Origin of the sequence: Streptomyces sp. ISL-87 (assembly GCF_018614095.1) — a bacterium.
In the GTDB taxonomy this organism is placed as follows: Bacteria; Actinomycetota; Actinomycetes; order Streptomycetales; family Streptomycetaceae; genus Streptomyces.
Window position 1 is genome coordinate 1 of the sequence record NZ_JAGGOY010000004.1, and the last position, 23,465, is coordinate 23,465.

The following is a 23,465-nucleotide window of genomic DNA, read 5'->3' on the forward strand; positions in this document are numbered from 1 at the left end:
TTACTGACCCACGCTCCTAGGCGCGGGCTAGGCGTGGGCTAGGCGACGATCCAGTCGCTCGTCGCGATCACCGGCTGCACGCCGTCGCGGTGGACGGTGCCCTCGATCAGGCCGTACATCCGGTCCGCCGCGAAGTACACCTCGTTGTCGTTCTTGAGGCCGAAGGGCTCCAGGTCGACGAGGAAGTGGTGCTTGTTGGGAAGGTTGAGGCGTACTTCATTGACCCTGGGGCAGTTGTCGAGCACGCGCTCGGCCATCTGGTTCAGGGTCTGCTGGAGCGAGTACGAGTACGTCTCCGCGAAGGCCTCCAGCATGTTCTTGCGGACCTTCTCGTACGACTGGTCCCAGTCGTACCCGGCGTCGTCGGCGGCGAGCGCCGAGTGCGCCCAGCGGGCGGTGACCTTGGTCGCCAGGATGCGGTCGTACGCCTCCTGGAGGGTCGTGTACTTGTCCTTGATGTAGCCGTGGAACTCGGAGTTGGTCGAGTTCATCACCGTCAGGTCCTTCAGGCCCGAGATGACCTGGAGGCCCGTGGTCTCGCTGTAGGTGATCTGCGCGGTGCGCATCTCCTGGCCCTTGCGGACGAAGGAGTGCTGCTCCTTGCGCGTCGGGACCGGGATGCGGTCCCACACGTACTCCTCGATGCGGATCTGCGCCTCGCGGATCGGCGCCTGCGAGGAGACGAAGTGCTTGGCGAGCAGGATGCCGAAGGCCTCGGGGGAGGCGATGCCGTGCTCCTTGCCGAAGGCGTACACCGTGTTCTTGGTGGTGTCGGTCGGCAGGCAGTTGGCGTTGTCGCCGGTCAGGTGGACATCGCGGAACTCGCCGCGGAGCGCGACCGAGACGTTGAGGTCGCGGATCTCGTGCCAGGAACCGTCGTTGCCCTTGCGGGTGACCTTGACGATGCGGTTCTCGGCCTTGCCGTACTGGTTCTGGGCCAGGACGTGCTTGCTCATGGTGTCTTCCTTCGGTCCTCGGGAACACGGAGTCCGGTGGTCTGGATCCCGTACGCCCGGCGTCCAGCGCCCGCCCTGCCGTCCAGGACCGGCCGCTCCCCGCCGTTCGGTCCCGAAGGGACCGCCCCGGGACTGACGTGCATCCCGGTCCGTAGGTGCTGATTCGGATTGCAACACGCGAACGGGGAGTTATCCCCCGTACAGATCATCCGAAGACCGGCACCCACGGATTGGGCGACCCCACAGCGCCGCAGGTCAGACGGCCAGATGGTCAGATGGTCAGACGGGCAGACGCTCAGACGACGTGCGCGTCCGCGATCGTCAGGGCCTCGTCGAGGATGGCCAGGCCCTTGGCCGCGTCCTCCGGCGAGATGTTGCAGGCCGGGGCGACGTGGAGGCGGTTTCCGGCGGCCAGCGGCCACAGGCCGCCCTTCTTGCAGGCCGCGGCGAACTCGCCCATCGGCGCGTTGTCGGCCCCGGAGGCGTTGTACGGGACCAGCGGCTCGCCTGTCGCCGGGTCGCGTACGAGTTCCAGCGCCCAGAAGGTGCCGAGGCCCCGGACCTCGCCGACCGAGGGGTGCCGCTCGGCGAGCGCGCGCAGACCCGGACCCAGCAGTTCCGCGCCGGTACGGGCGGACTGGCCCACGATGTCCTCCTCCTCCATCGTGTTGATCGTCGCGACGGCGGCCGCGCAGGCCAGTACGTGGCCGGAGTACGTCAGCCCGCCCGGGTAGGGCCGGCGGGCGAAGGTCTCGGCGATCGCGGCGGAGATGGCGACGCCGCCGAGCGGGACGTAGCCGCTGGTGACGCCCTTGGCGAAGCAGAGGAGGTCGGGGGTGACGTCCCAGTGGTCGGCGGCGAACCACGTGCCGGTGCGCCCGAAGCCGACCATGACCTCGTCCAGGATGAAGACGATGCCGAAGCGGTCGCAGAGCTCGCGCACACCGGCCAGGTAGCCGGCCGGGGGCACGAGCACGCCGGGGGCGCCGCCGACGGTCTCCAGGATGATCGCGGCGATGGACTGCGGGCCCTCGAAGACGATGGTGTCCTCGAGGTGGCGCAGGGCGCGGGCGCACTCCTCGGCCTCGGTGGTGGCGTGGAAGGGCGAGCGGTAGAGGTACGGGCCCCAGAAGTGCACGACACCGGCGGTCGCGGTGTCGTTGCCGAAGCGGCGGGCGTCACCGGTGAGGTTGATCGCGGTGGAGGTGGCGCCGTGGTACGAGCGGTACGTGGACATCACCTTGGGCCGGCCGGTGTGCAGCCGGGCCATGCGGACGGCGTTCTCGACGGCTTCCGCGCCCGCGTTGGTGAAGAAGATCTTGTCCAGGTCCCCGGGGGTCCGCTCGGCGATCAGCCGGGCCGCCTCGGAACGCACGTCGACGGCGAAGCCCGGCGCGACGGTGCAGAGCTTGGCGGCCTGCTCCGCGATGGCCGCGGCCACCTTGGGGTGCTGGTAGCCGATGTTGGTGTAGACGAGCGCGCTGGAGAAGTCGAGGTAGCGGTTGCCCTGGTAGTCCCAGAAGTACGAGCCCTCGGCCCCGGCCACGGCGAGCGGGTCGATGAGCTCCTGCGCCGACCAGGAGTGGAAGACGTGCTTCCGGTCGGCGTCTTTGACGGTGGCGAGGGCGTCGGCTGCTGCGTTCATATATCGAGGGTAGTTGTCCAGGATGTGGACACCGGCGTGCCGTCCCCGCAGGGCGGTGCGCCGGCCGCGCCCGCAAGGCTCTGTCCGGCGAGCGCGATCTCAATTTATCGCATGGTGGAAGAATGATTCCAAGATGTGGAAGTTAAGTGGGCGCGGACTCTGTCAGATCGGCCGGTTCGTGGTCGGGGTCGGGGTCCTGGTCCGGCTCCGGTTCGTGGTCGGGGTCGGTGAGCAGGACCGTGCGCAGCCGCGCGAGGGTGCGGCTCAGGAGGCGCGAGACGTGCATCTGGGACAGCCCCAGCCGGTCACCGATCTCGGCCTGGGTCAGCTCCTGCCCGAACCGCAGCGAGAGCAGGGTGCGCTCGCGGTCGGGAAGGTCGGCCAGGACCGGCTTGAGGGACTCCAGGCACTCGATCCGGTCGTACGCGGCCTCCTCCTCGCCGAGCGCGGGCCGGGCGGCGTAGGCGTTCTGGTCGCCGTCCTCCTGCTCCGGCGCGTCCAGGGAGCGCGCGGAGTAGGCGTGCGCCGCCTTCTGCCCCTCGACGAGCTCGTCAGGGGTCACGTGGAGCCGTCCGGCCAGCTCCGTGACCGTGGGCGGACGGCCGAGCTCCTGCTCCAGCACGTCGTGCGCCTTGGCGGCGTCGATCCGCAGTTCCTGGAGCCGGCGGGGGACCTTGACGGCCCAGCTGGTGTCGCGGAAGAACCGCTTGATCTCTCCGGTGATCGTGGGAAGGGCGAACGAGGTGAATTCCACCCCGCGGTCCGGGTCGAACCGGTTGATGGCCTTGATCAGGCCGACCGTGCCGACCTGGACGATGTCCTCCATCGGCTCGCTGCGGGCGCGGAACCGGCGGGCGGCGAACTTCACGAGGCTCAGGTTGAGCTCGACGAGGGTGTTGCGGACGTAGGAGTAGTCCGAGGTGCCCTCCTCCAGCTCGCCCAGCCTGCGGAACAAGGCCATGGAGAGGGCTCTGGCCTCGTGGGTCGCGGCGTCTGTGAGGTCGGTACGGTTCATGACTCTGCGCTCCTCCCACAGCTGGTCCCAGACCGGGGCTGGGCTCCCCCTGCCCAGATGGGGTTATACCCGGCCGAACCACCCGATACCCGGAGGATCTGCGTCAGCCCTGCTTCCGGGTCAGCCCTGCTTGCGGGGCTGGAGGAGGGCCGGGACCAGGGCCGCGGCCATGACGGCCACCACCCAGAGGTAGGTGTGCTGGAAGGCCCCGGCCAGGGCCGGGACGGGCTCGGCCTGTGCGGCGGCCAGGCCGCCACGGTCGGCCGCGGCCGTGGTCAGGAGCACCGACAGGAGCGCGGTGCCGACCGACCCGGCGATCTGGGTGTTGATGTTGAGCAGAGTGGTGGCCGCCGGAACCTGCGCCGGGCCGAAGCCGCGGGCCGCGCCGGTGATGGTCGGCATCAGCGTCATCCCCACGCCCGCCCCTGCCACGGTCAGCGAGGCGACCAGCCGCCAGTACGGGGTCTCGGGGCCGATCTGGGTCGCGAAGGCCCCGTACCCGAGCGCCGCCAGGGTGACGCCGAACGGCACGATCCGCCCCGCCGGGACCCGGTCGATCAGCCGGCTGGCGAACTGCAGGGTGATCCCGGTGGCGAGCACCTGCGGCACGCCCAGCAGCCCGGACACGGTCGCGCTCTCGCCCCGGACGAACTGGTAGTACATCGGGACCAGCATCATGCCCCCGAAGTACGCTCCGGCGAACAGCGTGACCGTGCCCATTCCGGCCGCGAAGGCCCGTACCTTCAGCAGCCGCAGGTCCAGCAGCGGCGCGTCCGTGGTGAGGGCCCGTACGAGGAAGGCCAGCACCAGCGCGGCGCCCAGCAGGGTCGGCACCAGCACCCCGGCCGAGCCGAAGTCCCGGTGCTCGCCGCCCGTGGCCACGCCGTAGATCAGCGCCGCGAGGCCGGGGGAGAGCATCAGCAGCCCCGGCACGTCCAGCCGGCCGGACTTCCGTTCGGTGTCGCGGGGGAAGATCCGGGCGGCCAGCGCCACCGTGAGGAGGCCGACCGGCACGTTGATGAAGAAGATCCAGCGCCAGGAGGCCTCGTCGACGAGCCATCCGCCGAGCACCGGCCCGACCAGCGGACCCACCAGGACCGGGATCCCCAGCAGCCCCATCATCCGGCCCTTGCGCTCCGGGGAGGCGGCGTTGAGGACGATCGCCATCCCGAGCGGGACCACCATGCCGCCGCCGAGGCCCTGCATGACGCGGAAGGCGATCAGGGTCTGCGTGCTCCAGGCGAGCCCGGCCAGGGCCGAACCGGCCGTGAACAGGCCGATGGAGACCATGTAGAGCCGGTGCGTGCCGAACCGGCCCGCCGCCCAGGCGGTGAGCGGGATGACGGTGGCGAGGGCCAGGGTGTAGCCCGTGGCCGTCCACTGGACGGTGGCCAGCGGCGCCTGGAAGTGCCGGGAGAGCCCGCCCAGGGCGACGCCGAGGATGGTGGTGTCGAGGACCGTCATGAACGAGCCGACGATCACCACCATGGCGACTGCGGTGGGGGAGGGCCCGGCCCGCAGGGGGGCCGGGGCGAGGGTTGCGGTCATGGTCGTACGCCGTCCTGTCGGGGCGGGCGGGGGTGACGGGTGACGGGTGGTCAGTTGCCGTACGGGCGGGCCGTGCGGCCCTCGCGCAGCGTCAGGCCCCACCAGGCGAGCTGGTCGAGCATGGTCTTCGCGGCGCCGGCCGCGCCCTGCGGGTCGTGGGCCTTGCCGTCCTCGCCGAAGTGGTCCCAGCCGTTGTGGAAGCTGACCCCGTCGCGGACGGTGACGCAGTGCAGTTCGGCGAAGATCTGGCGCAGGTGCTCGACGGCGCGCAGGCCACCGGCGACACCGCCGTAGGACACGAAGCCGACGGGCTTGGCGTTCCACTCGGTGCGGTGCAGGTCGATGAAGTGCTTGAGGTGCGCCGGGAAGCTGTGGTTGTACTCGGCCGTGACCACGACGAAGGCGTCGGCGGCCTGGAGGCGTGCGGCCGTCTCCGTCAGCGCGGGGGTCCTGGCCGTCCCCCAACCGGGGTGCACGGCGGGCAGTTCGAGCTCGGCGACGTCGATGACATCGAGCTCGAACCCGCCGTGGCTCCCGGCGAGCGGGGCGAACCAGTCGGCGACGGTGGGACCGAAGCGGCCTTCGCGGGTGGACCCGACGATGAGGGCGAGACGCAGCGCATCGGCAGCGGGGGCAGGGGTGTTGGTGTTGTTGTCCATACCTCCGACGCTAGGGGAGCGCGGAACGGGCGGTCCTCAGTTGAACGACCGGTGCCGCCGGATGCGGCGGCAGCGGCGGCGGCGACGGTGCCCGCGGCACCGGGACGCAGTCGAGCAGTACAGCCCGGCCCGGGCCGCGGTCGGCTCGATGGCGAGGGGCACCCCGGCACCCCGTCCAGGGCGTGGCAGATCCGTCCATCGCGATCCGCACGACCCGCATTCCGCATGGGTGGCGAGCCCGCCGGTGGCGATCTTGGGGGGTCGCTGGGATGGTGATCACGTTGGGCGTCGCGCGGAGGTTTCGGCGGGCGCCCTCGCGACGGCAGGAGGACGACAATGGCTGGCTCTGTCTACCTGGCCTACGACTACCCCGTGCTGGGTGCGTTCTGGACCGTGATGTGGATCTTCCTCTGGGTGATGTGGCTGATCCTGCTCTTCCGGATCGTGATCGACATCTTCCGCGACCACGAGATGAGCGGCTGGGCCAAGGCGGCCTGGCTGCTGTTCCTGTTCCTCATCCCGTTCCTGGGCGCACTGGTCTACGTGATCGCCCGCGGCAAGCACATGGGCAAGCGGGAGATCAAGCACGCGCAGGAGCAGCAGGAAGCCTTCAACGCCTACATCCGCGAAACGGCCAAGAGCCCGGGCCCCGCCAAGGCGAACGCGGACGACCTGTACAAGCTCTCGGAGCTCAAGGCGAAGGGCGAGCTGAGCGAGGAGGAGTACCAGCAGGCCAAGCAGAAGCTCCTCACCTGACCTTGAGCGGGCTCAGGACGGGAGCCGGGTCACCTTCGTGACCTTGCACGTGATCTCGCCCGAGACCCGGGCGAGCCCTCGGGCGGTGACGCCCGCCTGCTGCCCGGGGGCGAGGTTGTTGCTGAAGGCGCCGCCCTCGTCGTCGCGAGCACACCGATCACGATCAGCAGGAGCAGTGCGCCGAGAACGCTCAGGGCGACGACCAGAGCGGTGCGCCGCCGTTTCGGAGGCGTCGGCGGGGGCGTCAGGGGCCCGGGTGGGGGGCGTTGTCCCGGCGGCTGCCATCCCGGCGGCGGATTCGACTTCGACAGCGGGGACCCGCGTAAACGCGCCGACTTGACAAGGCCTCATTCGCGTCCTGTGCGTGGCCCACGGGCCCTTTTAGGCTCGGCGGCATGATGAGTCAACCGGCCATGGGGCTGCTGGAGCAGCTTGCGGCCGAAGGGGTGTCGCCCTGGCTGGTTGTGGCGGGCGGAGGGGAATTCCCCCCGGATTCCGCGGCGCCGGCGGTGGTGCACGGGGCCGTCGCGGCGAGAGTGGACCTGGGTGCCGTCCGCGCGGCCTGCGATGCGCTGTGGGAGACGTTCCGGCAGAGCGAGGGGCGGCGGGGGCGGGTGTCCGTGCCGGTGGATCCTCGGCTCGTGTACGACGCGGAAGCGCTGGTGGACGCGGCCCGGGCGGTGCACGGGGAGGTGGGGCGGTCCAATCTGCTCGTCCGTATCCCCGCCACCCGGGCCGGAGTCGTCGCGCTGGAGCGCTGCCTCGCCCTGGGTATCAGTGTGGACGCGGATCTCATCTTCTCCGCCGAGCGGTACGGGCAGGTGCTCGGGGCCGCTCTGGCCGGGCTGGAGGGGGCGCTGGCGGCGGGGCTCCGGCTCCAGCAGGTCGCCGCGGTGACCTCGGTACCGGTCGGCGTGCTCGACGCGGAGGTCAACTCCCGTCTCATGGCGCTGCCGAGGCAGCGGACGGCGGCGGCCGGGGTCCAGGACACGGCAGCCGTGGCGGTGGCCCGCCAGATGTACCGCGTACGGGAGCAGCGGCTCGACGGCGAGTGGTGGCGGGTGCTCCGGGCGGCCGGCGCGGCGCCCCCGCAGCTGATGTGGACCGAGGTGGGGCCCCGGCACGTCGGCGCGCTGGTCGGGTGGAACACGGCTCAAGCCGTCTCCCTGGAGGTGCTGGAGGCGGCCGCGGCTCAGCATCAGTTGCGGGGGGACACGCTGCTGAACGGACACACGGAGGCCCGCCGGGCGCTGGAGACGCTCGACGGGCTCGGGATCCGTATGGCGGATGTGGTGCGGGAGCTGGAGGCGGTGGAACTCGGCCGTCTCCAGGACGAGTGGGCGGCGCTCAGGCCCTGAGCTTCTGCGTCCGCCGGCCGGGGAAGGGGCCCTCGGTCAGCGACAGCAGCGGGCCGGCCTTGACCGCGGTCTCCTCGAACTCCGCCTCGGAGTCGGAGAGGGCGATGATGGCGCCGCCCACGCCGTAGCGGACCTTGTCCTCGGTGACCAGGAGCGTGCGGATCACGATGCTGAGATCGGCGGCGCCGGACAGCGAGAAGTAGCCGATGGCACCCGAGTACACCCCGCGCGGGCCTGCTTCGAGCCGGTCGATGATCCGCATCGTGCGCACCTTGGGCGCGCCCGTCATCGAACCCCCGGGGAAGGCGGCCCGTACGCACTCCACGGCACTGCTGCCGGACCGCAGCCGCGCCCGCACCGTGCTCACCAGCTGGTGGGCGTGCGCGTTGGTCTCGATCCGGAAGATCTCCTGCGCCTCGACCGAACCGGGCTCGGCGCAGCGCCCGAGATCGTTGCGGACCAGGTCCACGATCATCAGGTTCTCGGCGCGGTCCTTCTCGTTGGTCCGCAGGTCCGCGACCAGGGCGGCGTCCTCGGCGGGCGTGGCACCGCGCGGGCGGGTGCCCTTGATCGGCTTCGACTCGACCAGGCCGTCCCGGGAGATCCGCAGGAAGCGCTCGGGGGAGGTGCTCAGCACCGAGAGCCCCTCGAACTGGAGCAGTGCGCCGAACGGCGCGGGGCTGGTGCGGCGCAGCTTCCGGTATCCCTCCCAGGGGTCCATGAAGCCGTGCACCTCCGCCATGTTGGTGAGGCAGACCTCGTACGTCTCGCCGGCCGCGATCTCCTCCTGGCAGGCGTCGATGAGCCCCAGGTAGGCGTCGCGGTCGTGGCGCAGCCGGATCTCGCCGGGGAGGGCCGGCCCGGGGGGTGCGGCCTGCGGGGCGGGGGAGGGCGGGGCGAGCGGGGAGAGCCGGGTGAGCTCTACGGCCATGCGCGCCAGCCGGTCGCGGGCATCGGACTCGGTTCCGGCCCCGGCCTTCGCCTCGCCCCCGGCCTTCGCCTCGCCCCCGGCCTTCGCCTCGCCCCCGGCCTTCGCCTCGGCCGCCGCCGCCTCCGCCGGCTCCGGGCCCTGTTCCGCCAGCGCCAGCAGGTGGGTGGTGCCGGTGAGGTGGTCGAGGACCAGCGCCCGGTCCACGAACACCATCGCCGCGTCGGGGTCCTGCGACTGGTGGGCGAGCTCGCCGCCGCACTCGGCCTTGAGCTCGTAGCCGAGGTAGCCGGTCCAGCCCAGGGCGAAGTCGAAGGGCAGGTCCGGGATGTCGGTGACGATGGTGCGCAGGTCCTGGTCGATCCACTCCAGGAACGGGCCCGCGCTGATCTCCGTACCCGCCGCCGAATCCACCCGGACCGTGCCGCTCCACACGTCGGTGCGCGCCACCCGCGCCAGCGGGCCCGTCGCGTCGCCCATCACCGAGAAGCGGCCGTTGGCCGCGTCCGGGCGGCTGCTGTCGAGCCAGAAGGCGTACGGATTCCCCCGGAAAAGCCGGTCGTAGGCCGCCTCGGGGTCCCAGCGGGTGGGCAGCTCCTCGACGACGACCCGGAGCCGGCGCACCTCCGAACGCCCGGACGGGGCGGCAGCGGAAGCCGGGTCGGCGGGAGCCACAGCGGCAGCGGCAGCGGAAGCCGGGGCGGCAGGAGCCAGAGCGGCAGCGGGCGCGGCCGCCGCAGCACCCGGTCGCACGCCCTCCCGGCGACCCCCGCGCCGCCGCACTCCGCTCAACTCGGCGAAGTTCCGCAGCAGTTCAACCCCGTACGCGGCGCATATCGACTCAGGATGGAACTGCACCCCCCACATCGGCCGGTCCCGGTGCCGCAGCCCCATCAGCACGCCGTCCGGCGTCCACGCCGTGGCCTCCAGCTCGTCCGGCAGGTCGGTCACCGCGAGCGAGTGGTAGCGGACCACCTCCATCGGCGACGGAATGCCGGCGAACAGGCCCTCGCCGTCGTGCCACACGGGCGAGATCCGGCCGTGCCGCGGCTCCGGCGCCCGCCCCACCGTGGCGCCGTACAGGTGGCCGATCGCCTGGTGGCCGAGGCAGATGCCGAACAGCGGCAGCTCGCACGTCTCGACGATTTCGCGGGAGATGCCCAAGTCGGTTGCCCGCACCGGAGTTCCGGGGCCCGGCGAGATGATGACGTTGTCGAACTCCGCCAGCCGGCCCGGCCGCCAGAGCGGGTCGTCGTTGCGGACGACCTCCGGCTCACGGCCGTTGACCTCGGTGATCTGGTGGAAGAGGTTGTAGGTGAAAGAGTCGTGGTTGTCGATCAGAAGCGTGCGCATGTTCCCCCCAGAAACAATGGTTACTGCGTACGGGCCGGCAGGATCTGGAGCAGCATGTGCTCGACCATGTCCTCGCCGTACTCGCCTTCGCGGACCCGGTGGCTGCGCAGCGTCCGCAGCTCCCGCCCCGTGTCCGCGGCGATCTGGTACAGGGCGGCCGTGTCACCCCGGTCGCTGAAGTGCAGCAGGGCCGACCCGGTCGGGGTGAGCCAGCGCGGCGCCTGCTCCAGGTAGCGGCGGTGGGCGCGGTAGCCGGTGTCCACGTAGGCACGCTCGTGGACCGACTTGTACTCGTAGCTCTCCGGCGCCATCACGTAGTTGGAGCTCCAGAAGATCGTGTCGAACCGCTCGGTTTCGGCCAGGCCGGAGAACAGGTCACTGTGCACGGCGCTCAGCCGGTCGTCCACGCCGTGCCGTTCGGCGTTGACCGCCGCGTTCTCCACCGCTCGCGGGCTGATGTCCGAGGCCACGACCCGCGCGTGGCCGGCCAGCGCCGCCATCACCGCCGTCACTCCGGAGCCGCAGCCGATTTCCAGGAAGGAGCCGGCGGTCGCGGCCGCCGGTGCACCGGCCGGCAGGTCATTCAGTCCCAGGAATTCCAGCGCGATTCCGGTCGACGGGGAAAATACGGGCGCGAACACCTCATCCAGCAGATCCCACTCACGGCCGCACATAGTGAATATCCGCGGCCGGTCGGGCCTCGTCAAAGACATGCGGCTGCGGTGGATCGAGCGTTCGAAACTCTGGACCTGCGACATCGCACCCCTCGTCAACAAAACCTGTGGTGCGGCGCCGATCATGGCGCCGCGTCCAAGGTTTAACTCCCGAGGGCGCTCCGCCAGAAGGTGGCCAGGCAACCGCATCGCTCACGGTGAGTGGTGCCCCAGGCACACTCCGCCCTGCCTGACCTGGCATTCTTCTGTTTTGCAGAATGTTGACCTGCGCTGGGCGACCGCACTACGTTCGCGAGGGGGAGCGAAGCGGTGCGATGCTGCGCGATGCTGCGCGATCTTGAAAGAAATGCCTTGAGGGGGGCGAATGTGATGCCGGAGAGCCGTCGGCCTTACCCGGACGTGTCCGAGATGCTGGAGCTGCTGGCTCGGGAGGCGCACACGGAGGAGTTCGAGCGGGTCGTCCGCTCCGCCCGTGACGCCGGGGCCGACGAGGCGGAGCTCGCCCGGCTGACCAGGGCAAAGGACCTCTCCCTGAGCATCCGCAGCCTCTTCGCCCGCCGCCAGCAGCGCGAGGCCGGGCTGAGCGCGCTCGTCGACACCGCACGGGACCTGACCCTCCCGTACAACCTCGACACGCTGCTCAAGGTCATCACCCGGCGGGCCCGGCTGCTGCTGGGGCTCGACATGTCATGGGTGACGTTCCACGCCCTCGACGAGGGCTGCTCCTACGTACGGGCCGCCGACGGTCACACCTCGGCGATCACCGTGGGATTCGCCGTCCCCATGGCGGGCGGGGTCGGCCGGCAGGCCCGGCAGCGTTCGGCGCCGTTCTGGACGGCCGACTACCTCCGGGACGAAACCTTCCTCCACTCCGAGGTGATCGACGACGTCGTGCGGGCCGAGGGCCTGCACGCCCTGATGGCGATCCCGCTGCGCCACGAGGACTCCGAGCTCGGGAACCTGTACGTCGCGGGCCGCGGCATCCGGCACTTCGACCCGGACGAGATCTCCCTGATGAGCTCGCTCGCCGACCTCGCCGCGGTGGCCATCGAGAAGACCAGGCTGCTGGACCAGGTCAGGAGCGAGGTCGCGGGACTGGAGCTCAACACCTCCCGCGCCATGAGCTCCTCCTCCGCCGCCCACCACCTGCGCCAGGTCCACAGCAAGCTGATCGACGTGGTGCTGGAGGGCGGTGGCCTGCACGCCCTGGCCGCCGAGGCGGCCACCCTGCTCGGCGGCTCGGTGCTGATCCGCGACCACGCCGGCCGGGACCTCAACACCACCGGTGAATTCCCGGAGCTGGACGAGAGCGAGATCCGCGCGGTCTGCCTGGACGCGCACACCGAGCGCCGCCCGGTCCGGTCGGCCGCCGGCATCTTGATCGCCCCGGCCGTCGCGGGCCAGGAGATGCTCGGCACGCTCCTGCTGGCCCCGCACGCGGGCACCGAGGCGGAGTCCGACAGCGCGCACCGCACCCAGCTCCTGGCGCTGGTGGCCCAGGTCACCGCCCTGGTGCTGCTCATGCAGCGCAGCGCCGCCGCGGCCGAGGGCCAGGTGCGCGACGAACTCTTCAACGACCTGCTCAAGGGGAACGGGCAGGCGGCCAAGCTCGCCGAACGTGCCCAGCGCCTCGGCGTCGACCTGGGCGGCCCGCACGTCGTCGTGGTCGCCCGCCCCGAGGGCGGCTCGCTCGGCAGGGCGGTCATCTGGGCGTCCTCGTACGCCCACCAGCTGTCCGGGCTCAAGAGTGTGGAGGGCGGCTGCATCATCCTGATGCTGCCCGGCACCGACCCGGGAGCGGCGGCGCGTGCCGTTTCCGAGGAGCTCTCCTCGGCGCTCAACCATCCCGTGACGGTGGGCACGGCCGGGCCCGTCAAGGATCTGACGGCCATCAGCCGCACGTACCACGAGGCCCGCTGCTGCCTGGACGCCCTGACCGCGCTGGGCGGTACGGGTGGCACCGCCTCCCCCGGCGACCTGGGCTTTCTCGGTCTGCTGCTCTCCGACAACCCCAACACCGGTGAGTTCATCACCAGCACCATCGGCCCCGTGCTGGAATACGACGCCCAGCAGCGCACCGAGCTCGCCCGCACCCTGGAGGCGTACTTCGCCTCGGCCGGCAGCCCGACGCGCGCCGCCGAGAGCCTGCACGTCCACCCCAACACCGTCTCCCGCCGGCTGGAGCGCATCAGCGAGCTGCTGGGACCCGACTGGCTGGAGCCCGCGCAGGCCCTGGAAGTGCAGCTGGCCCTCCAGATGCAGCGGACCCGGCGCGCCCTGATCCGGGGCCGCCGCGATCAGGCGGGGCACGCCATCGGCTGAAGCCGGTACTCGGTGCTCAGCGCGTGGGCGGCCGAGGCCACCGTCGTGTGCCGGTGCCAGCCGCCGAAGGACCGGCCTTCGAAGTCCACGACGCCCACGTTCGTGGAGATCTCGGAGAAGTCCGCCGAGACCCGGTGCGTCAGCTTCGTCAGGCGCAGCAGCGCACCCCAGGGCACCTCGGTCATGTCAGTGAGCCAGCACTGCTTCGGCCGGTCGTCCGTGCCCGTCCACTCGCCCAGCAGCAACAGCGGCCGGTGCGTGCCCGCCAGCCGCACCTGGACGCCGGCGACCAGGCTCGTACGGCTCGCCAGGCTCTCCGGGCAGGACCAGATCACCGGGCGCCGCAGCGTGCGGACCACGCGCAGCAGCTGATGGGCGGTGGCCCCGCGGGCCTCGTGGCCGAAGACGGCCGAAGCCGCGGGGGTCACGGTGGTGGAACCGCGGACGGACGCCAGGAACGGGAGACGGGCGGCCGCGAACCGCCGTGCCACCGCGACCGGATCGATGCCCGGGAGGTCGAGGACGACGGGGCGGGCCCTGCCGCCCGTCCAGGACAGCGCCTCGGCCGCGGCCCCGGCCACGCACTCCAGCGGGGTTCCGGCCAGGTGGGTCTCCGGCAGCGAGGCGTGTCCGAGCCGGTCGCTGTCGCGCCAGTCCTCCGAGAGCATGAGCCGCCAGTTGACCGGGCTGCTCATCTCCTCGTTGGCGGCCCAGAGACCGAACACCTCCTGGCTGTTGACCACCTGGCCGAGGCTGGGCACGTACCGGCGTCCGACACCCACCGAGTGGCGGCCCGCCTTGGGGATGACGACCGGGTGCACCACCCAGGCGCGGGGGCGCAGCGAGCGCTCCAGGTACCGGGCGAGGGCGGCGCGTACGGGATTCCAGTCCCAGGTGGAGGACGAGATGAAGTGGTGCAGGCTCTGTTCGGCCGCGCGGTCGCCCACGTGGGTCGCGATGTTCCGCATCGACTTGCGGCCGCCCGCCGACAGCAGCCCGCGCAGGTACAGCTCGCCCTTACGGCGCTGGTCGCTTCTGGGCAGCGACGCGAAGATCTCCGCGGACAGCCGGCCCAGGGCGCCGTCCGGCACCCGGTGCGCGACCTGTTCTCCGCAAGCTCCGTAAGCGAGGTACATCTCCACGTCTCCCCATACGTCGGCGAACCCGCTGCTCTCCACGGGCTTCAACCGTGCGTCCGGGGGCCTCGGCTTGCCCAGGTGTGCCCGTCACACACCTCGGCGGGCGGGCGCACGCCGGGCCACCCGGCGTTCCCGCGGCGGCCGCACGCAGCCGTACGCGTACTGCGGCCCCGGGGGCCGGTGGTGGCGGCGCCACACCCCGAAGTCCCGACGGCAGTGCCGCCGTCCCCGAGTGCCAGGTCACAAACCCTTTCGGGGCGCCCGGTGTCGGCGCGGACGCGGGGTGTACCGGGTAGCGGCCGATGCTCTATGTTGCAGAGGCAAATCAGGGGGATTCCATCGGAAGCGGGCACTCCGGCCGGCCGGGCGCGGCCGGGAATGCCGGTGCCCGGCTCGTCAAAGCGGCGGATCTCGAACACAATGTCGTCGACCTGGGGCGACGGACGACTGAGGCGACGGACGACGAATGGCACGGGATTACGACAGCCAGCTGCTGGAGTCGGTGGCGGTACGCAGGCGCAGGATGCGGGACGCGCTCCTCTTCGGCGCGCAGCGGGCGCGGCGCACGGCGGACGAACGGCTGGCGAAGGTGTTCGTGGGGATCGCCATCGCGGCGGTCCTGTGCGCGGGGTGCGTCGGGTGGTCCTTCCTCCAGCACACGCTCGCGAAGCAGAAGGCCGAACAGAAGCAGCAACAGCAGCGCCAGGCGCAGCAGTACCCGCACACCGCGGGTATGTCCCCTTTGCCCGACAGCCCGCAACCGCCGCGATGATAGGTTCCCGTAAGTGGTGAGCACAGCAACGACTTCCCAGGCGCAACTGAGCCGGGTGACTCTGGTCGGCGAGCGACGCCGGGCCGACATCGTCCTGCCGTCGGACACCCCGATCGGGCAACTGCTCCCGGACATCCTGCAGTTGCTCGACGACCGGGCCGCATCCCGCCCGATGACACGGCAGTTGATCACCTCCGACGGCTCGGCACTGCCGCACGACAGCACGCTCGCCTCGGCGCAGATCGCCGACGGCGCCGTCCTGCGCCTCGTGCGCACCCACTCCGCGCCGCCGGCTCCCGTGGTGCACGACGTCACCGACCAGGTGGCCGACGACCTCGACCTCCAGGCCTGGCGCTGGCGTCCCGCCGCGCGCCGGGCCAGCGCGGGCGTGGCGACCGTCGCCTTCGCGGTGATCGCCGCGCTGCTCGCCCGCCGGGAGTTCGCCCTCGACTCCCTCGTCGGCGCCTTCGCGGCCGTCACGCTGCTGCTCCTCCTCGCGGGTGCGCTCGTCGCCAGGATCGGAACGGGCAACCGGGGCCTGGCCACCGCGCTGCTCCTCGCCTCCGGCGGGCTCGGCGTCCTCACCGCGTGGACCGCCGCCGACGCCTACGACTGGCCGGGCACCGCACGCCTCGCCGCCGTCGCGGGCTCCCTGGCGCTCACCCAGGCGCTGCTCGGCTACTTCTCGCCGCTCGGCAAGGGCGGGCTCATCGGCGCCGCGACCACCGCCGCGCTCACCGCCGTGTGGGAGACAGCGGCGGCCGTTCAGAGCGAACCGGCGCGGCTCGGCGCCGTCATGGCGGTCTTCTCCGTCGTCCTGCTGGGCCTCCTCCCGCGCCTCGCGCTGATGGCCTCGGGACTCACCGCGCTGGACGACCGCCGCTCGGGCGGCGCGTCCGTCAGCCGGCACCAGGTGGCCAACGCCCTCGCGGCCACCCACCGCGGCCTCGCCCTCGCGACGACGGTCACCGCCGTCTCGGCCGCCGCCGCCGGGTGGCTCCTCACACTGGCCGGGAAACCGACGGTGTGGACCGTCCTGCTGCCCTCACTGCTCGCGGTGGTACTGCTGTCCCGCGCACGGGCCTTCCCGCTGGTCGCGGAGGTCGTCGCGCTGTTCACCGCCGCGTCGGTGCTCCTCGTACGCCTGGTGACGGTGTGGATGAGCCACGCCGGCGGCGCCGGACCCCTTGCACTCCTGTGTACGGCGGCGGTACTCCCGCTCCTCGTCCTGGCCGTCCAGCCGCCGGACCACGTACGGGTCCGGCTGCGCCGGATGGCCGACCTGGTCGAATCCATCGGCATGGTGGGGCTCTTCCCGCTCGCCATCGGTGTCTTCGGCGTGTACGGCCAACTGCTCAACAAGTTCTGACTCGGCAGGGTGGAGAAGAGGCAGACATGCCGAACAGAGAAAACTGGCAGGGCGAAGTCCTGCGCGACCTGAACGCCGATTCAGCCCCTCCGGCCGAATCAGCCCCGCCGGCCCAGTCAGCCCCGCCGGCAGAATCAGCCCCGCCGGCGTTTGAGGCGCGGGGGTTCGGGGGCAGCGCCCCCGACAACCCCGCCGCACAGACGGGGCCTGGGGCGCAGCCCCAGTTTCGGGAAGGGGCGGGTAGGGGAACGCCCCCGCAGGGCCCACCCCCGACGCACCCGCACCCGCAGCCCGCGTACCAACAGCCGCTTCCGCAGCAGCCGCAGCCGCAGCCGCTTCCGCAGCAGCCGCAGCCGCAGCCGCTTCCGCAGCAGCCGCAGCCGCTTCCGCAGCCGCAGCCCCCGTACCAGCGGCCGCAGGCACCGGCCCCCCGAACCCCCGACTCCCGCCCCGTCGTAGACCAGACCCTGGCCGCCGCCACCCTCCGCAAACCCCTGCACGGCGAACCCCTCACCACCCGCGCCACCCGCGCCATCCGCCGTACGGTCTCCGCCTCCGCCGCCCGCGAGGTCGCGGAGATCACCCGTACCGCCGAAGTGCTCCAGCAGCCCGTCACCACCGGCCGCCAGATCGCCGTCACCTCCATACGCGGCGGAGCCGGCAAATCCACCGTCACCGCACTCCTCGGCACCACCTACGCCCACTACCGCCAGGACCCCGTCCTGTTCGTGGAGGCGGACCCCGCCCTCGGCTCGCTCCCCCTCCGCCTCGGCGCCGAATCGCTGCGCTGGACCACCGGAGACGTCGCCGGCATCGTCGAGCCCCAGATGTCCCTGCTCGACATCACCGGCTACCTCGTCCAGCTCCCCGGCAACGCCTGGCTGCTGCCCGGCAGCCAGGGCCAGATCGGCGCGATGCTGGACACCCGCGCGTACGAGCGCGCCATGGTCGCCCTGCGGCGCTACTTCGGCGTCACCGTCGTCGACTGCGAGACCCTGCCCGCCGAAGTCGCCCGCGTCGCGCTCGCCGCCGCCCAGGCCCGCGTCCTGACCACCCCCGCCACGCTGGAGGGCATCACCAGCACCTACGCCGTCCTCCAGTGGATGCAGGGGCTGCCCAAACACGTGATCGCCGGAACGGTCGTCGTGATCACCGAACTGGCGCCGCACCCCGGCCTGAACCTGACCGAGGCCGCGCAGAAGCTCAAGTCCACCGGGGTCCGCGTCCAGGTCCTGCCCTACGACCGGCACCTGGCCGCCGGCGGCGCCATCCGCACCGAACTGCTCGCCCACTCGACCAGGGAAGCCGCCACGCGCCTCGCCGCGGAAGTCTTCCAGCTCTCGCAGAAGCGCCACTGATCACTGATGAGCACCCGACTGATCCACCGCCCGGCCAGGACCACCCGCCCCCCGGCCGCCCCCGAGCCGCGCAGCATCGAGGCACCGCCCAACCTCCCCGAGGGGAAGGCGGGCAACATCGCGATGTCGCTGCTGCCCGTCGCGGGCGTCATGTCGTCCGTCGTGATGATGACCGTCGTCCGCAACAGCCAGTTCGCGGGGCTCGGCGCGATCATCCTCGTCGTCACGATCATCGGCTCCATGGGGCTGGTCTTCTCGCAGCGCGGCAAGGCCCAGCGCACCCGCCGCACCCAGCGCGAGGCGTACCTGGCCTACCTGGAGGACCTGCGCGAGGAGCTCTCCGCCGAGGAGCGCGAGCGGCGCGAGCGGGCCGACGTACTCAACCCGCCGCCGTACGCCCTGTACGACATAGTGCGCGACCCGGCGCGCATGTGGGAACGCCGCCGCACCGACGGCGACTTCCTGCGCGTGCGCGTCGGCACCGGCGAGATGCCGGTCCGCGATCTGAGCCTCGCCCAGCAGGGCTCGTCCGTCCTGACCCCGCCCGACCGGTTCATGCTCAACGAGGCGTCCGCGCTGATCGCCCGCTTCCGCACCGGCACCGAACTCCCGCTGACCGTGCCGCTCGACCGCGTCGGCAACGTCAGCGTCATCGGCCCCCGCGAGGACTGCCTGCGCGTCGCGCGGGCCCTGCTCGTCCAGGCCGCCGCCACCCACGCCCCCGACGACGTGGCCATCGCGCTCGCCGTGCCCGGTGACCGGCTCGCCGACTGGGAGTGGGCCAAGTGGATGCCGCACCTGCTCGACACCGAGCAGTTCGACGGCCCCGTCGCGGCCCGCCGTATCGCCCCCTCCGCTCCCCAGCTGGCCCGCCAGCTGGGCCCCGAGCTGCGCCGCCGCGCCTCCTACGCGGCCGAAGTGCGCCGCGGCCTGTCCGGCCAGGACGCGCTGTCCATGAACTCCCGGCTGCTCGTGGTCAGCGACGGGCACGGCGAGGACGCCGTGGACCTGCCGCGCCCCGACGAGGCGGTGGGCCTGCGCGAGATGGGGCTCACCGTCCTGCACCTGCTGGAACAGCGGGTCCAGGAGCCCGGCCACGTGGGTGTACGGATCACCGTGGACGGCAACCAGGTGTTCATCGAGGACCTGCGCGGGCCGGAGCCGATCAGCGCCCACGGCACCGTGGACGAGGTCGGCATCCCCTTCGCCGAGGGACTGGCCCGGATGCTCGCGCCGCTGCGGCTGTCCGCCGAGTCCCGCGTGGACGCCCCGCTGTCCGGCCCCGTCGACTTCGCCGAGCTGCTCGGCATCGACGACGTGGCCAGGCTCGACCTGCCGCGGCTGTGGGCGCCGCGCGGCGAACGTGCCTTCCTGCGCGTGCCCATCGGCATCAGCGACTCCCGCGAGCCGGTGCTCCTGGACCTGAAGGAGTCCTCCGAGCTCGGCATGGGCCCGCACGGCCTGTGCGTCGGCGCCACCGGCTCCGGCAAGTCGGAACTCCTGCGCACCCTCGTCCTCGCCCTGGCGGCCACCCACCCGCCGGAGGACCTCGCCCTCGTCCTCATCGACTACAAGGGCGGCGCCACCTTCGCGCCGTTCGCGAACCTGCCGCACGTCGCCGGTGTCATCACCAACCTGGAGAACCAGGCGGGCCTCGTCGAACGCGTCCACGCCTCGCTCGCCGGCGAGGTCAAGCGCCGCCAGCAGGTCCTCAAGGACGCCGGCAACGTCGCCGACATCGGCGACTACGCGGCGCTGCGCGCGCAGCGCCGCCCCGACCTGGAGCCGCTGCCGCACCTGTTCGTCGTCATCGACGAGTTCGGCGAACTCCTCACCGCCAAACCGGACTTCATCGACCTCTTCCTGTCGATCGGCCGCATCGGCCGCTCCATCGGCGTGCACCTGCTGCTGTCCAGCCAGCGCATCGAGGGCGGCAAGCTCAGGGGCCTGGACACGTACCTCTCGTACCGGCTCGGCCTGCGCACCTTCTCCGCCGACGAGTCCCGTACGGTCCTCGACACCACCGACGCCTTCCACCTGCCGCCGCTGCCCGGCTTCGGCTACCTCAAGGTCGACACCAGCCACTACGAGCGCTTCAAGGCGAGCTATGTCTCGGGCGGCTACCGCGGCCCCGTGAAGCGCCTGGACGAGGAGGACACCGGGCCCCTCGCCCTCGCGTACGAGTCCTACAACACCCTTGCGGACGCGGACGGTTCGGGTTCCGGTCCGCTGGAGCAGACCTCGCGGCGCCGCGAGACCGGCCCGACCGAGCTGGGCGTCATGGTCGAGCAGCTGGAGGGCGCCGCCGCCGACCCGGTGCGCCGCATCTGGCTGCCGCCGCTGCCCGAGGCAATCGCCCTCGACCAGGTCGCCGGCCCGCTGGACGTCGGCGCGCGCGGCATGCAGCTCGCCAAGCGGCGCGGCACGCTCCAGGTGCCGCTCGGTCTGCTCGACGACCCGACCCGGCAGTGGCAGGGCGAGTGGTTCCTGGACCTCACCGTGGCGGGCGGCCACGCCGCCGTCATCGGCGGCCCGCAGTCCGGCAAGACCACCCTGCTGCGCACCCTCGTCCTCTCCCTCGCCCTCACCCACACCCCGCAGCAGGTCGGCGTCTACGGCCTCGACCTGGTCGGCGGCGGCCTCCAGGCGCTGGCGGGCCTGCCGCACGTCGGCGGGATCGCGGGCCGGGCGGACCGGGAGCGCGCGGGACGCACCGTGGAAGAGGTGCGCACCATGCTCGCGATCCGGGAGGAGCTGTTCCGCGAGCACGGAATCGACTCCGTCGAGCAGCTGCGCACCCTGCACGCGGCGGGCCGGCTGCCCCAGCTGCCCTCGGCCGACATCGTGCTCGTCATCGACGGCTTCGGGGCGCTGCGCGACGACTTCGAGGAACTGGACGACGCCGTCGTCGACATCCTCAAGCGCGGCGGCGGCTACGGCATCCACGTCGTCGCGGGCATGCTCCGCTGGAACGACGTACGCATCGCCACCCAGTCGAACTTCGGCACCCGTGTCGAGCTGCGGCTGAACGACCCCACCGAGTCCAGTGTGGACCGCAAGCTCGCCGAGACCCTCGCGCCCGACGAGCCCGGCCGCGTCCTCACCGACGGCAAGCTGTTCGCGCAGGTCGCGCTGCCCCGTACGGACGGACTCGCCGACAGCGCGGAGCTGGGCGCGGTCCTGGAGCGCACGGCCCGCACCGTCCGCGCCACCTGGAGCGGCGAGGTCGCCCAGCCGGTACGGGTCCTGCCGCACGTCCTGGAGCCGCACCTGCTGCCGGGTCCGGTCGCCGAGCCCCGGCGGGTGCCGATCGGGCTGGACCAGGCGGCGCTGGAGCCCGTACTGCTCGACCTGTTCCAGCACGACCAGCACCTGCTCGTCATGGGTGACAGCGAGTGCGGCAAGACGAACCTGCTGAAGACCGTCGCGCACGGGCTCATCGACCGCTACGGGGAGGACGAGCTCGTCTTCGCCGTCATGGACCCGCGGCGCGGCCTGCGCGGCGCGATCCCCGAGGAGTTCAACGGTGGGTACGCGTACAACGCCAAGCTGTGCGCGGGCCTGGCCGCCGGCATCGCCTCCGTCCTGGAGCAGCGGCTGCCCGACGACAGTGCGCCCATCGAGGAGCTGGAGCCCGGCAGTTGGGGCGGCGGCCCGCGGATCGTGGTCCTCGTCGACGACTACGACGTACTGACCACCGCCGGGCAGTCGCCGCTGGCCCCGTTCCTGCCGTACATCCCCTCGGCGGCGGACATCGGCCTCCACTTCGTGCTGACCCGGCGGGTCGCGGGCGCCTCGCGCGGCATGTACGAGCCGCTGGTGCAGGGCCTGCGCGAGTCGGGTGCCTCGGCGGTCCTCATGGCGGGCGACCGCAGCGAGGGCCAGCTGTTCCCCGGGGTGTACGCGACGCAGCAGCCGGCCGGGCGCGGTGTGCTGATCCGCAGGGGCCAGTCGCACCGCCTGATCCAGACGGTGTACTCGCCCGAGTGACCGACGACACGAACGACGACACGACCGACGACACGAACGACGACACGAACGACGAAGGACGGACGACCACATGACCAAGGACGTCATCGCCCTCACCGAGCGCATGCCCGACCCGTGGACCGTGCTCGCGGGCCTGCTCTCCGGAGGCCCCGACAAGCTGGTGGGCACGGAGGGCGACGGCGCCGTCGTACAGCTCTGCGACGAGCAGGGCCGGCCGCTCGTCTCCATCGAGGCACCCCTGCTCGTACAGGTCGAAGGCGAGGCCGAGCGGCTGCTGGGGGCCACGCCGCCGCCGGTCCCCTTCTGGTGGACGGAGGCCCGCGCCACCACCGGCGTCGCGGAGGCCGAGCGGCTCGCCGGCACCTTCGCTGCCCGGCTGGCCTCGCTCACCGGCGGCTCCGCCTGGCCGCCCGAGGCCGCGCGCTCCCTGGCGGTGGTGGCGAGCGACGGCGTCAGCGTGGCCCCGACGCCCGCCGCCGCGCAGCCCGCCGTCGACGTGCTCACCGACAAGGCCGCCGTCGTCATCCAGGACCGCCCGGTCGTCGCCATGACGGCCTGGCTCTCGGACGCCTTCCGGGCCGCCGCCAACGCCGAGCTGGGCCTCCAGGTCGTCAGCCCGGCCGGTACGACGCTCTCCCCGGCCGTCCGCGACAGTCTGCCGGGCTGGCCCTCGCGGTGGGTGGTGCAGGACGAGCGGGAGGGCTACTACGACGGCCTGTCCGGGGCCGTACTGCGCTGGCAGGACGGCATGTTCGCCCCCGTCGCGGCCCTCGACGCGACTGCCGAGGACATGCGCACCCCGGCGGCCGCCACCTTCCAGGAGGTCTCCGCGACGGGTGAGCGGCAGCTGGCCGTCTCGTTCCGCACCGTCCACCCGGCAGACGAGCGGCTGCTGCTCGGCGGCGCCCTGGAGGCGGTCTGGCGCGAGCTGACCGGCGAGCCGCCGGCCGGGTGGGGTACGGCGGAACCGGCCAACCTGCCGTGGTCGCCGAGCCGGCTGACCGATGTCGCCTTCGGCCGGGCGCCCGAGCCGACCTGGGCCGTCGTGGTGGGCAGCCCGGACCGGCCGGGCCTGGCCACGGTGCGGATCACCCGGACGAAGGCGGGCGTGGAGGAGGAGGTCCGGCTGGCGTTCGGCTACGGCCCCGACGAGGAGCCGCCGGTCGACGCGCTGCCGGGGCTCGCGGAGGTGCTCGCCACCCGCCACCACCTCCAGTCGATGCTGGTGCAGCTGCGCAAGGCCCGGCGCGACCTGGCGGTGCCGCCGCGCTTCGAGGGCCCCGGGGTGCCGCTGGCCTTCGTACTCGGCGCGGAGGAGGTCCGCCGGATGCCGGGCGACCGGGCCCGGCGCACGCCGCTGTCCGCGAAACCGGTGCAGCTGGGCCCGAAGACCCGGCCCGCGATGTACTACCCGCTGCCCGGGGACCCGTCGGACCTGGCGGGCTGGCAGGACTTCGAGCGGCTGATGCGGCACCTCAAGGACGAATAGCCGGCTGAGGGCGAAGGACGAAGGACAAAGGACGAAGCCCCAGGCCGTGACCTGGGGCTTCGTCGTGGAGCGGACGTCAGGACTTCAGCGGGATCTTGCGAGGAACCCCGGGGCTTCAGCCCCGGGAGGAATCG

Annotated in this window: 16 protein-coding genes; 8 read left to right on the forward strand and 8 right to left on the reverse strand. The window is 72.2% G+C overall.

The window, feature by feature from the left end:
• Positions 1–38: 38 nt before the first annotated feature.
• The 5 genes from pucL to J7I97_RS00790 all read right to left on the reverse strand — a co-directional run bounded on the left by pucL (position 39) and on the right by J7I97_RS00790 (position 5,823).
• Positions 39–956, reverse strand: coding sequence for a factor-independent urate hydroxylase (pucL, locus tag J7I97_RS00770; RefSeq protein ID WP_214930356.1), 918 nt, complete (start codon positions 954–956; stop codon positions 39–41).
• A gap of 295 nt (positions 957–1,251) precedes the next feature.
• Entirely contained in the window at positions 1,252–2,601 is a 1,350-nt protein-coding gene (locus tag J7I97_RS00775) for an aspartate aminotransferase family protein (RefSeq protein WP_214930357.1), read from the reverse strand.
• Between the two features lie 142 nt (positions 2,602–2,743).
• Positions 2,744–3,616: a SigB/SigF/SigG family RNA polymerase sigma factor gene (locus tag J7I97_RS00780; protein WP_214930358.1), complete on the reverse strand. Its 873-nt coding sequence runs from the start codon at positions 3,614–3,616 to the stop codon at positions 2,744–2,746.
• A gap of 120 nt (positions 3,617–3,736) precedes the next feature.
• Positions 3,737–5,164, reverse strand: coding sequence for a DHA2 family efflux MFS transporter permease subunit (locus J7I97_RS00785; RefSeq protein ID WP_214930359.1), 1,428 nt, complete (start codon positions 5,162–5,164; stop codon positions 3,737–3,739).
• A gap of 50 nt (positions 5,165–5,214) precedes the next feature.
• Positions 5,215–5,823, reverse strand: a complete 609-nt coding sequence (locus J7I97_RS00790) for an NADPH-dependent FMN reductase (protein WP_214930360.1) — start codon at positions 5,821–5,823, stop codon at positions 5,215–5,217.
• 336 nt (positions 5,824–6,159) lie between these two features.
• Here J7I97_RS00790 and J7I97_RS00795 point away from each other — a divergent pair, with 336 nt between their 5' ends.
• Both J7I97_RS00795 and J7I97_RS00800 read left to right on the forward strand, forming a co-directional pair.
• The gene (locus tag J7I97_RS00795) at positions 6,160–6,579 is read left to right on the forward strand and encodes an SHOCT domain-containing protein (protein WP_214930361.1); all 420 of its coding nucleotides are present in this window, start codon (positions 6,160–6,162) and stop codon (positions 6,577–6,579) included.
• A 395-nt stretch (positions 6,580–6,974) separates the two neighbouring features.
• Positions 6,975–7,937 carry a transaldolase family protein gene (locus J7I97_RS00800; protein ID WP_214930362.1) on the forward strand — a complete coding sequence of 321 codons (963 nt, stop codon included), beginning with the start codon at positions 6,975–6,977 and terminating at the stop codon, positions 7,935–7,937.
• Here the strand turns inward: J7I97_RS00800 and pabB are convergent.
• The gene (gene pabB / locus J7I97_RS00805) at positions 7,927–10,218 is read right to left on the reverse strand and encodes an aminodeoxychorismate synthase component I (protein ID WP_214930363.1); all 2,292 of its coding nucleotides are present in this window, start codon (positions 10,216–10,218) and stop codon (positions 7,927–7,929) included. The two genes, J7I97_RS00800 and pabB, sit on opposite strands and share 11 nt — an antisense overlap.
• A 20-nt stretch (positions 10,219–10,238) precedes the next feature.
• A complete protein-coding gene (locus J7I97_RS00810) occupies positions 10,239–10,892 on the reverse strand; it encodes a class I SAM-dependent methyltransferase (protein WP_251050421.1) in 654 nt (217 codons plus the stop codon).
• Between the two features lie 369 nt (positions 10,893–11,261).
• On the opposite strand from J7I97_RS00810, the gene J7I97_RS00815 reads away from it, so the two are divergent.
• Positions 11,262–13,214 (forward strand): helix-turn-helix domain-containing protein, encoded by a 1,953-nt coding sequence (locus J7I97_RS00815; RefSeq protein WP_251058358.1) that lies wholly within the window; start codon positions 11,262–11,264, stop codon positions 13,212–13,214.
• On the opposite strand, the gene J7I97_RS00820 is transcribed toward J7I97_RS00815, so the two are convergent.
• Entirely contained in the window at positions 13,190–14,392 is a 1,203-nt protein-coding gene (locus J7I97_RS00820) for a transposase (protein ID WP_214930365.1), read from the reverse strand. The two genes, J7I97_RS00815 and J7I97_RS00820, sit on opposite strands and share 25 nt — an antisense overlap.
• Positions 14,393–14,819: 427 nt before the next feature.
• Here J7I97_RS00820 and J7I97_RS00825 point away from each other — a divergent pair, with 427 nt between their 5' ends.
• From J7I97_RS00825 to J7I97_RS00845, 5 genes are all read left to right on the forward strand, one after another.
• Positions 14,820–15,125 (forward strand): hypothetical protein, encoded by a 306-nt coding sequence (locus J7I97_RS00825; protein ID WP_214930366.1) that lies wholly within the window; start codon positions 14,820–14,822, stop codon positions 15,123–15,125.
• 13 nt (positions 15,126–15,138) lie between these two features.
• Positions 15,139–16,494, forward strand: coding sequence for a type VII secretion integral membrane protein EccD (eccD, locus tag J7I97_RS00830; RefSeq protein ID WP_214930367.1), 1,356 nt, complete (start codon positions 15,139–15,141; stop codon positions 16,492–16,494).
• Positions 16,495–16,520: 26 nt separating this feature from the next.
• On the forward strand, positions 16,521–17,852 hold the full coding sequence (locus J7I97_RS00835) for a MinD/ParA family protein (protein ID WP_214930368.1): 1,332 nt from the start codon (positions 16,521–16,523) through the stop codon (positions 17,850–17,852).
• A gap of 6 nt (positions 17,853–17,858) precedes the next feature.
• Entirely contained in the window at positions 17,859–21,842 is a 3,984-nt protein-coding gene (eccCa, locus tag J7I97_RS00840) for a type VII secretion protein EccCa (protein WP_214930369.1), read from the forward strand.
• A gap of 70 nt (positions 21,843–21,912) precedes the next feature.
• On the forward strand, positions 21,913–23,331 hold the full coding sequence (locus J7I97_RS00845) for a DUF6177 family protein (protein WP_214930370.1): 1,419 nt from the start codon (positions 21,913–21,915) through the stop codon (positions 23,329–23,331).
• Positions 23,332–23,465: the final 134 nt, after the last annotated feature.

Excerpts from the sequence above, each read along its gene's own strand:
- J7I97_RS00795 (WP_214930361.1), top strand. The coding sequence starts at position 6,160 with ATGGCTGGCTCTGTCTACCTGGCCTACGACTACCCCGTGCTGGGTGCG.
- pucL (WP_214930356.1), bottom strand. The coding sequence starts at position 956 with ATGAGCAAGCACGTCCTGGCCCAGAACCAGTACGGCAAGGCCGAGAAC.
- J7I97_RS00775 (WP_214930357.1), bottom strand. The coding sequence starts at position 2,601 with ATGAACGCAGCAGCCGACGCCCTCGCCACCGTCAAAGACGCCGACCGG.
- J7I97_RS00825 (WP_214930366.1), top strand. The coding sequence starts at position 14,820 with ATGGCACGGGATTACGACAGCCAGCTGCTGGAGTCGGTGGCGGTACGC.
- J7I97_RS00785 (WP_214930359.1), bottom strand. The coding sequence starts at position 5,164 with ATGACCGCAACCCTCGCCCCGGCCCCCCTGCGGGCCGGGCCCTCCCCC.
- J7I97_RS00845 (WP_214930370.1), top strand. The coding sequence starts at position 21,913 with ATGACCAAGGACGTCATCGCCCTCACCGAGCGCATGCCCGACCCGTGG.
- J7I97_RS00780 (WP_214930358.1), bottom strand. The coding sequence starts at position 3,616 with ATGAACCGTACCGACCTCACAGACGCCGCGACCCACGAGGCCAGAGCC.
- J7I97_RS00810 (WP_251050421.1), bottom strand. The coding sequence starts at position 10,892 with ATGTGCGGCCGTGAGTGGGATCTGCTGGATGAGGTGTTCGCGCCCGTA.
- J7I97_RS00800 (WP_214930362.1), top strand. The coding sequence starts at position 6,975 with ATGATGAGTCAACCGGCCATGGGGCTGCTGGAGCAGCTTGCGGCCGAA.
- J7I97_RS00815 (WP_251058358.1), top strand. The coding sequence starts at position 11,262 with ATGCCGGAGAGCCGTCGGCCTTACCCGGACGTGTCCGAGATGCTGGAG.
- J7I97_RS00790 (WP_214930360.1), bottom strand. The coding sequence starts at position 5,823 with ATGGACAACAACACCAACACCCCTGCCCCCGCTGCCGATGCGCTGCGT.
- pabB (WP_214930363.1), bottom strand. The coding sequence starts at position 10,218 with ATGCGCACGCTTCTGATCGACAACCACGACTCTTTCACCTACAACCTC.
- eccCa (WP_214930369.1), top strand. The coding sequence starts at position 17,859 with ATGAGCACCCGACTGATCCACCGCCCGGCCAGGACCACCCGCCCCCCG.
- J7I97_RS00835 (WP_214930368.1), top strand. The coding sequence starts at position 16,521 with ATGCCGAACAGAGAAAACTGGCAGGGCGAAGTCCTGCGCGACCTGAAC.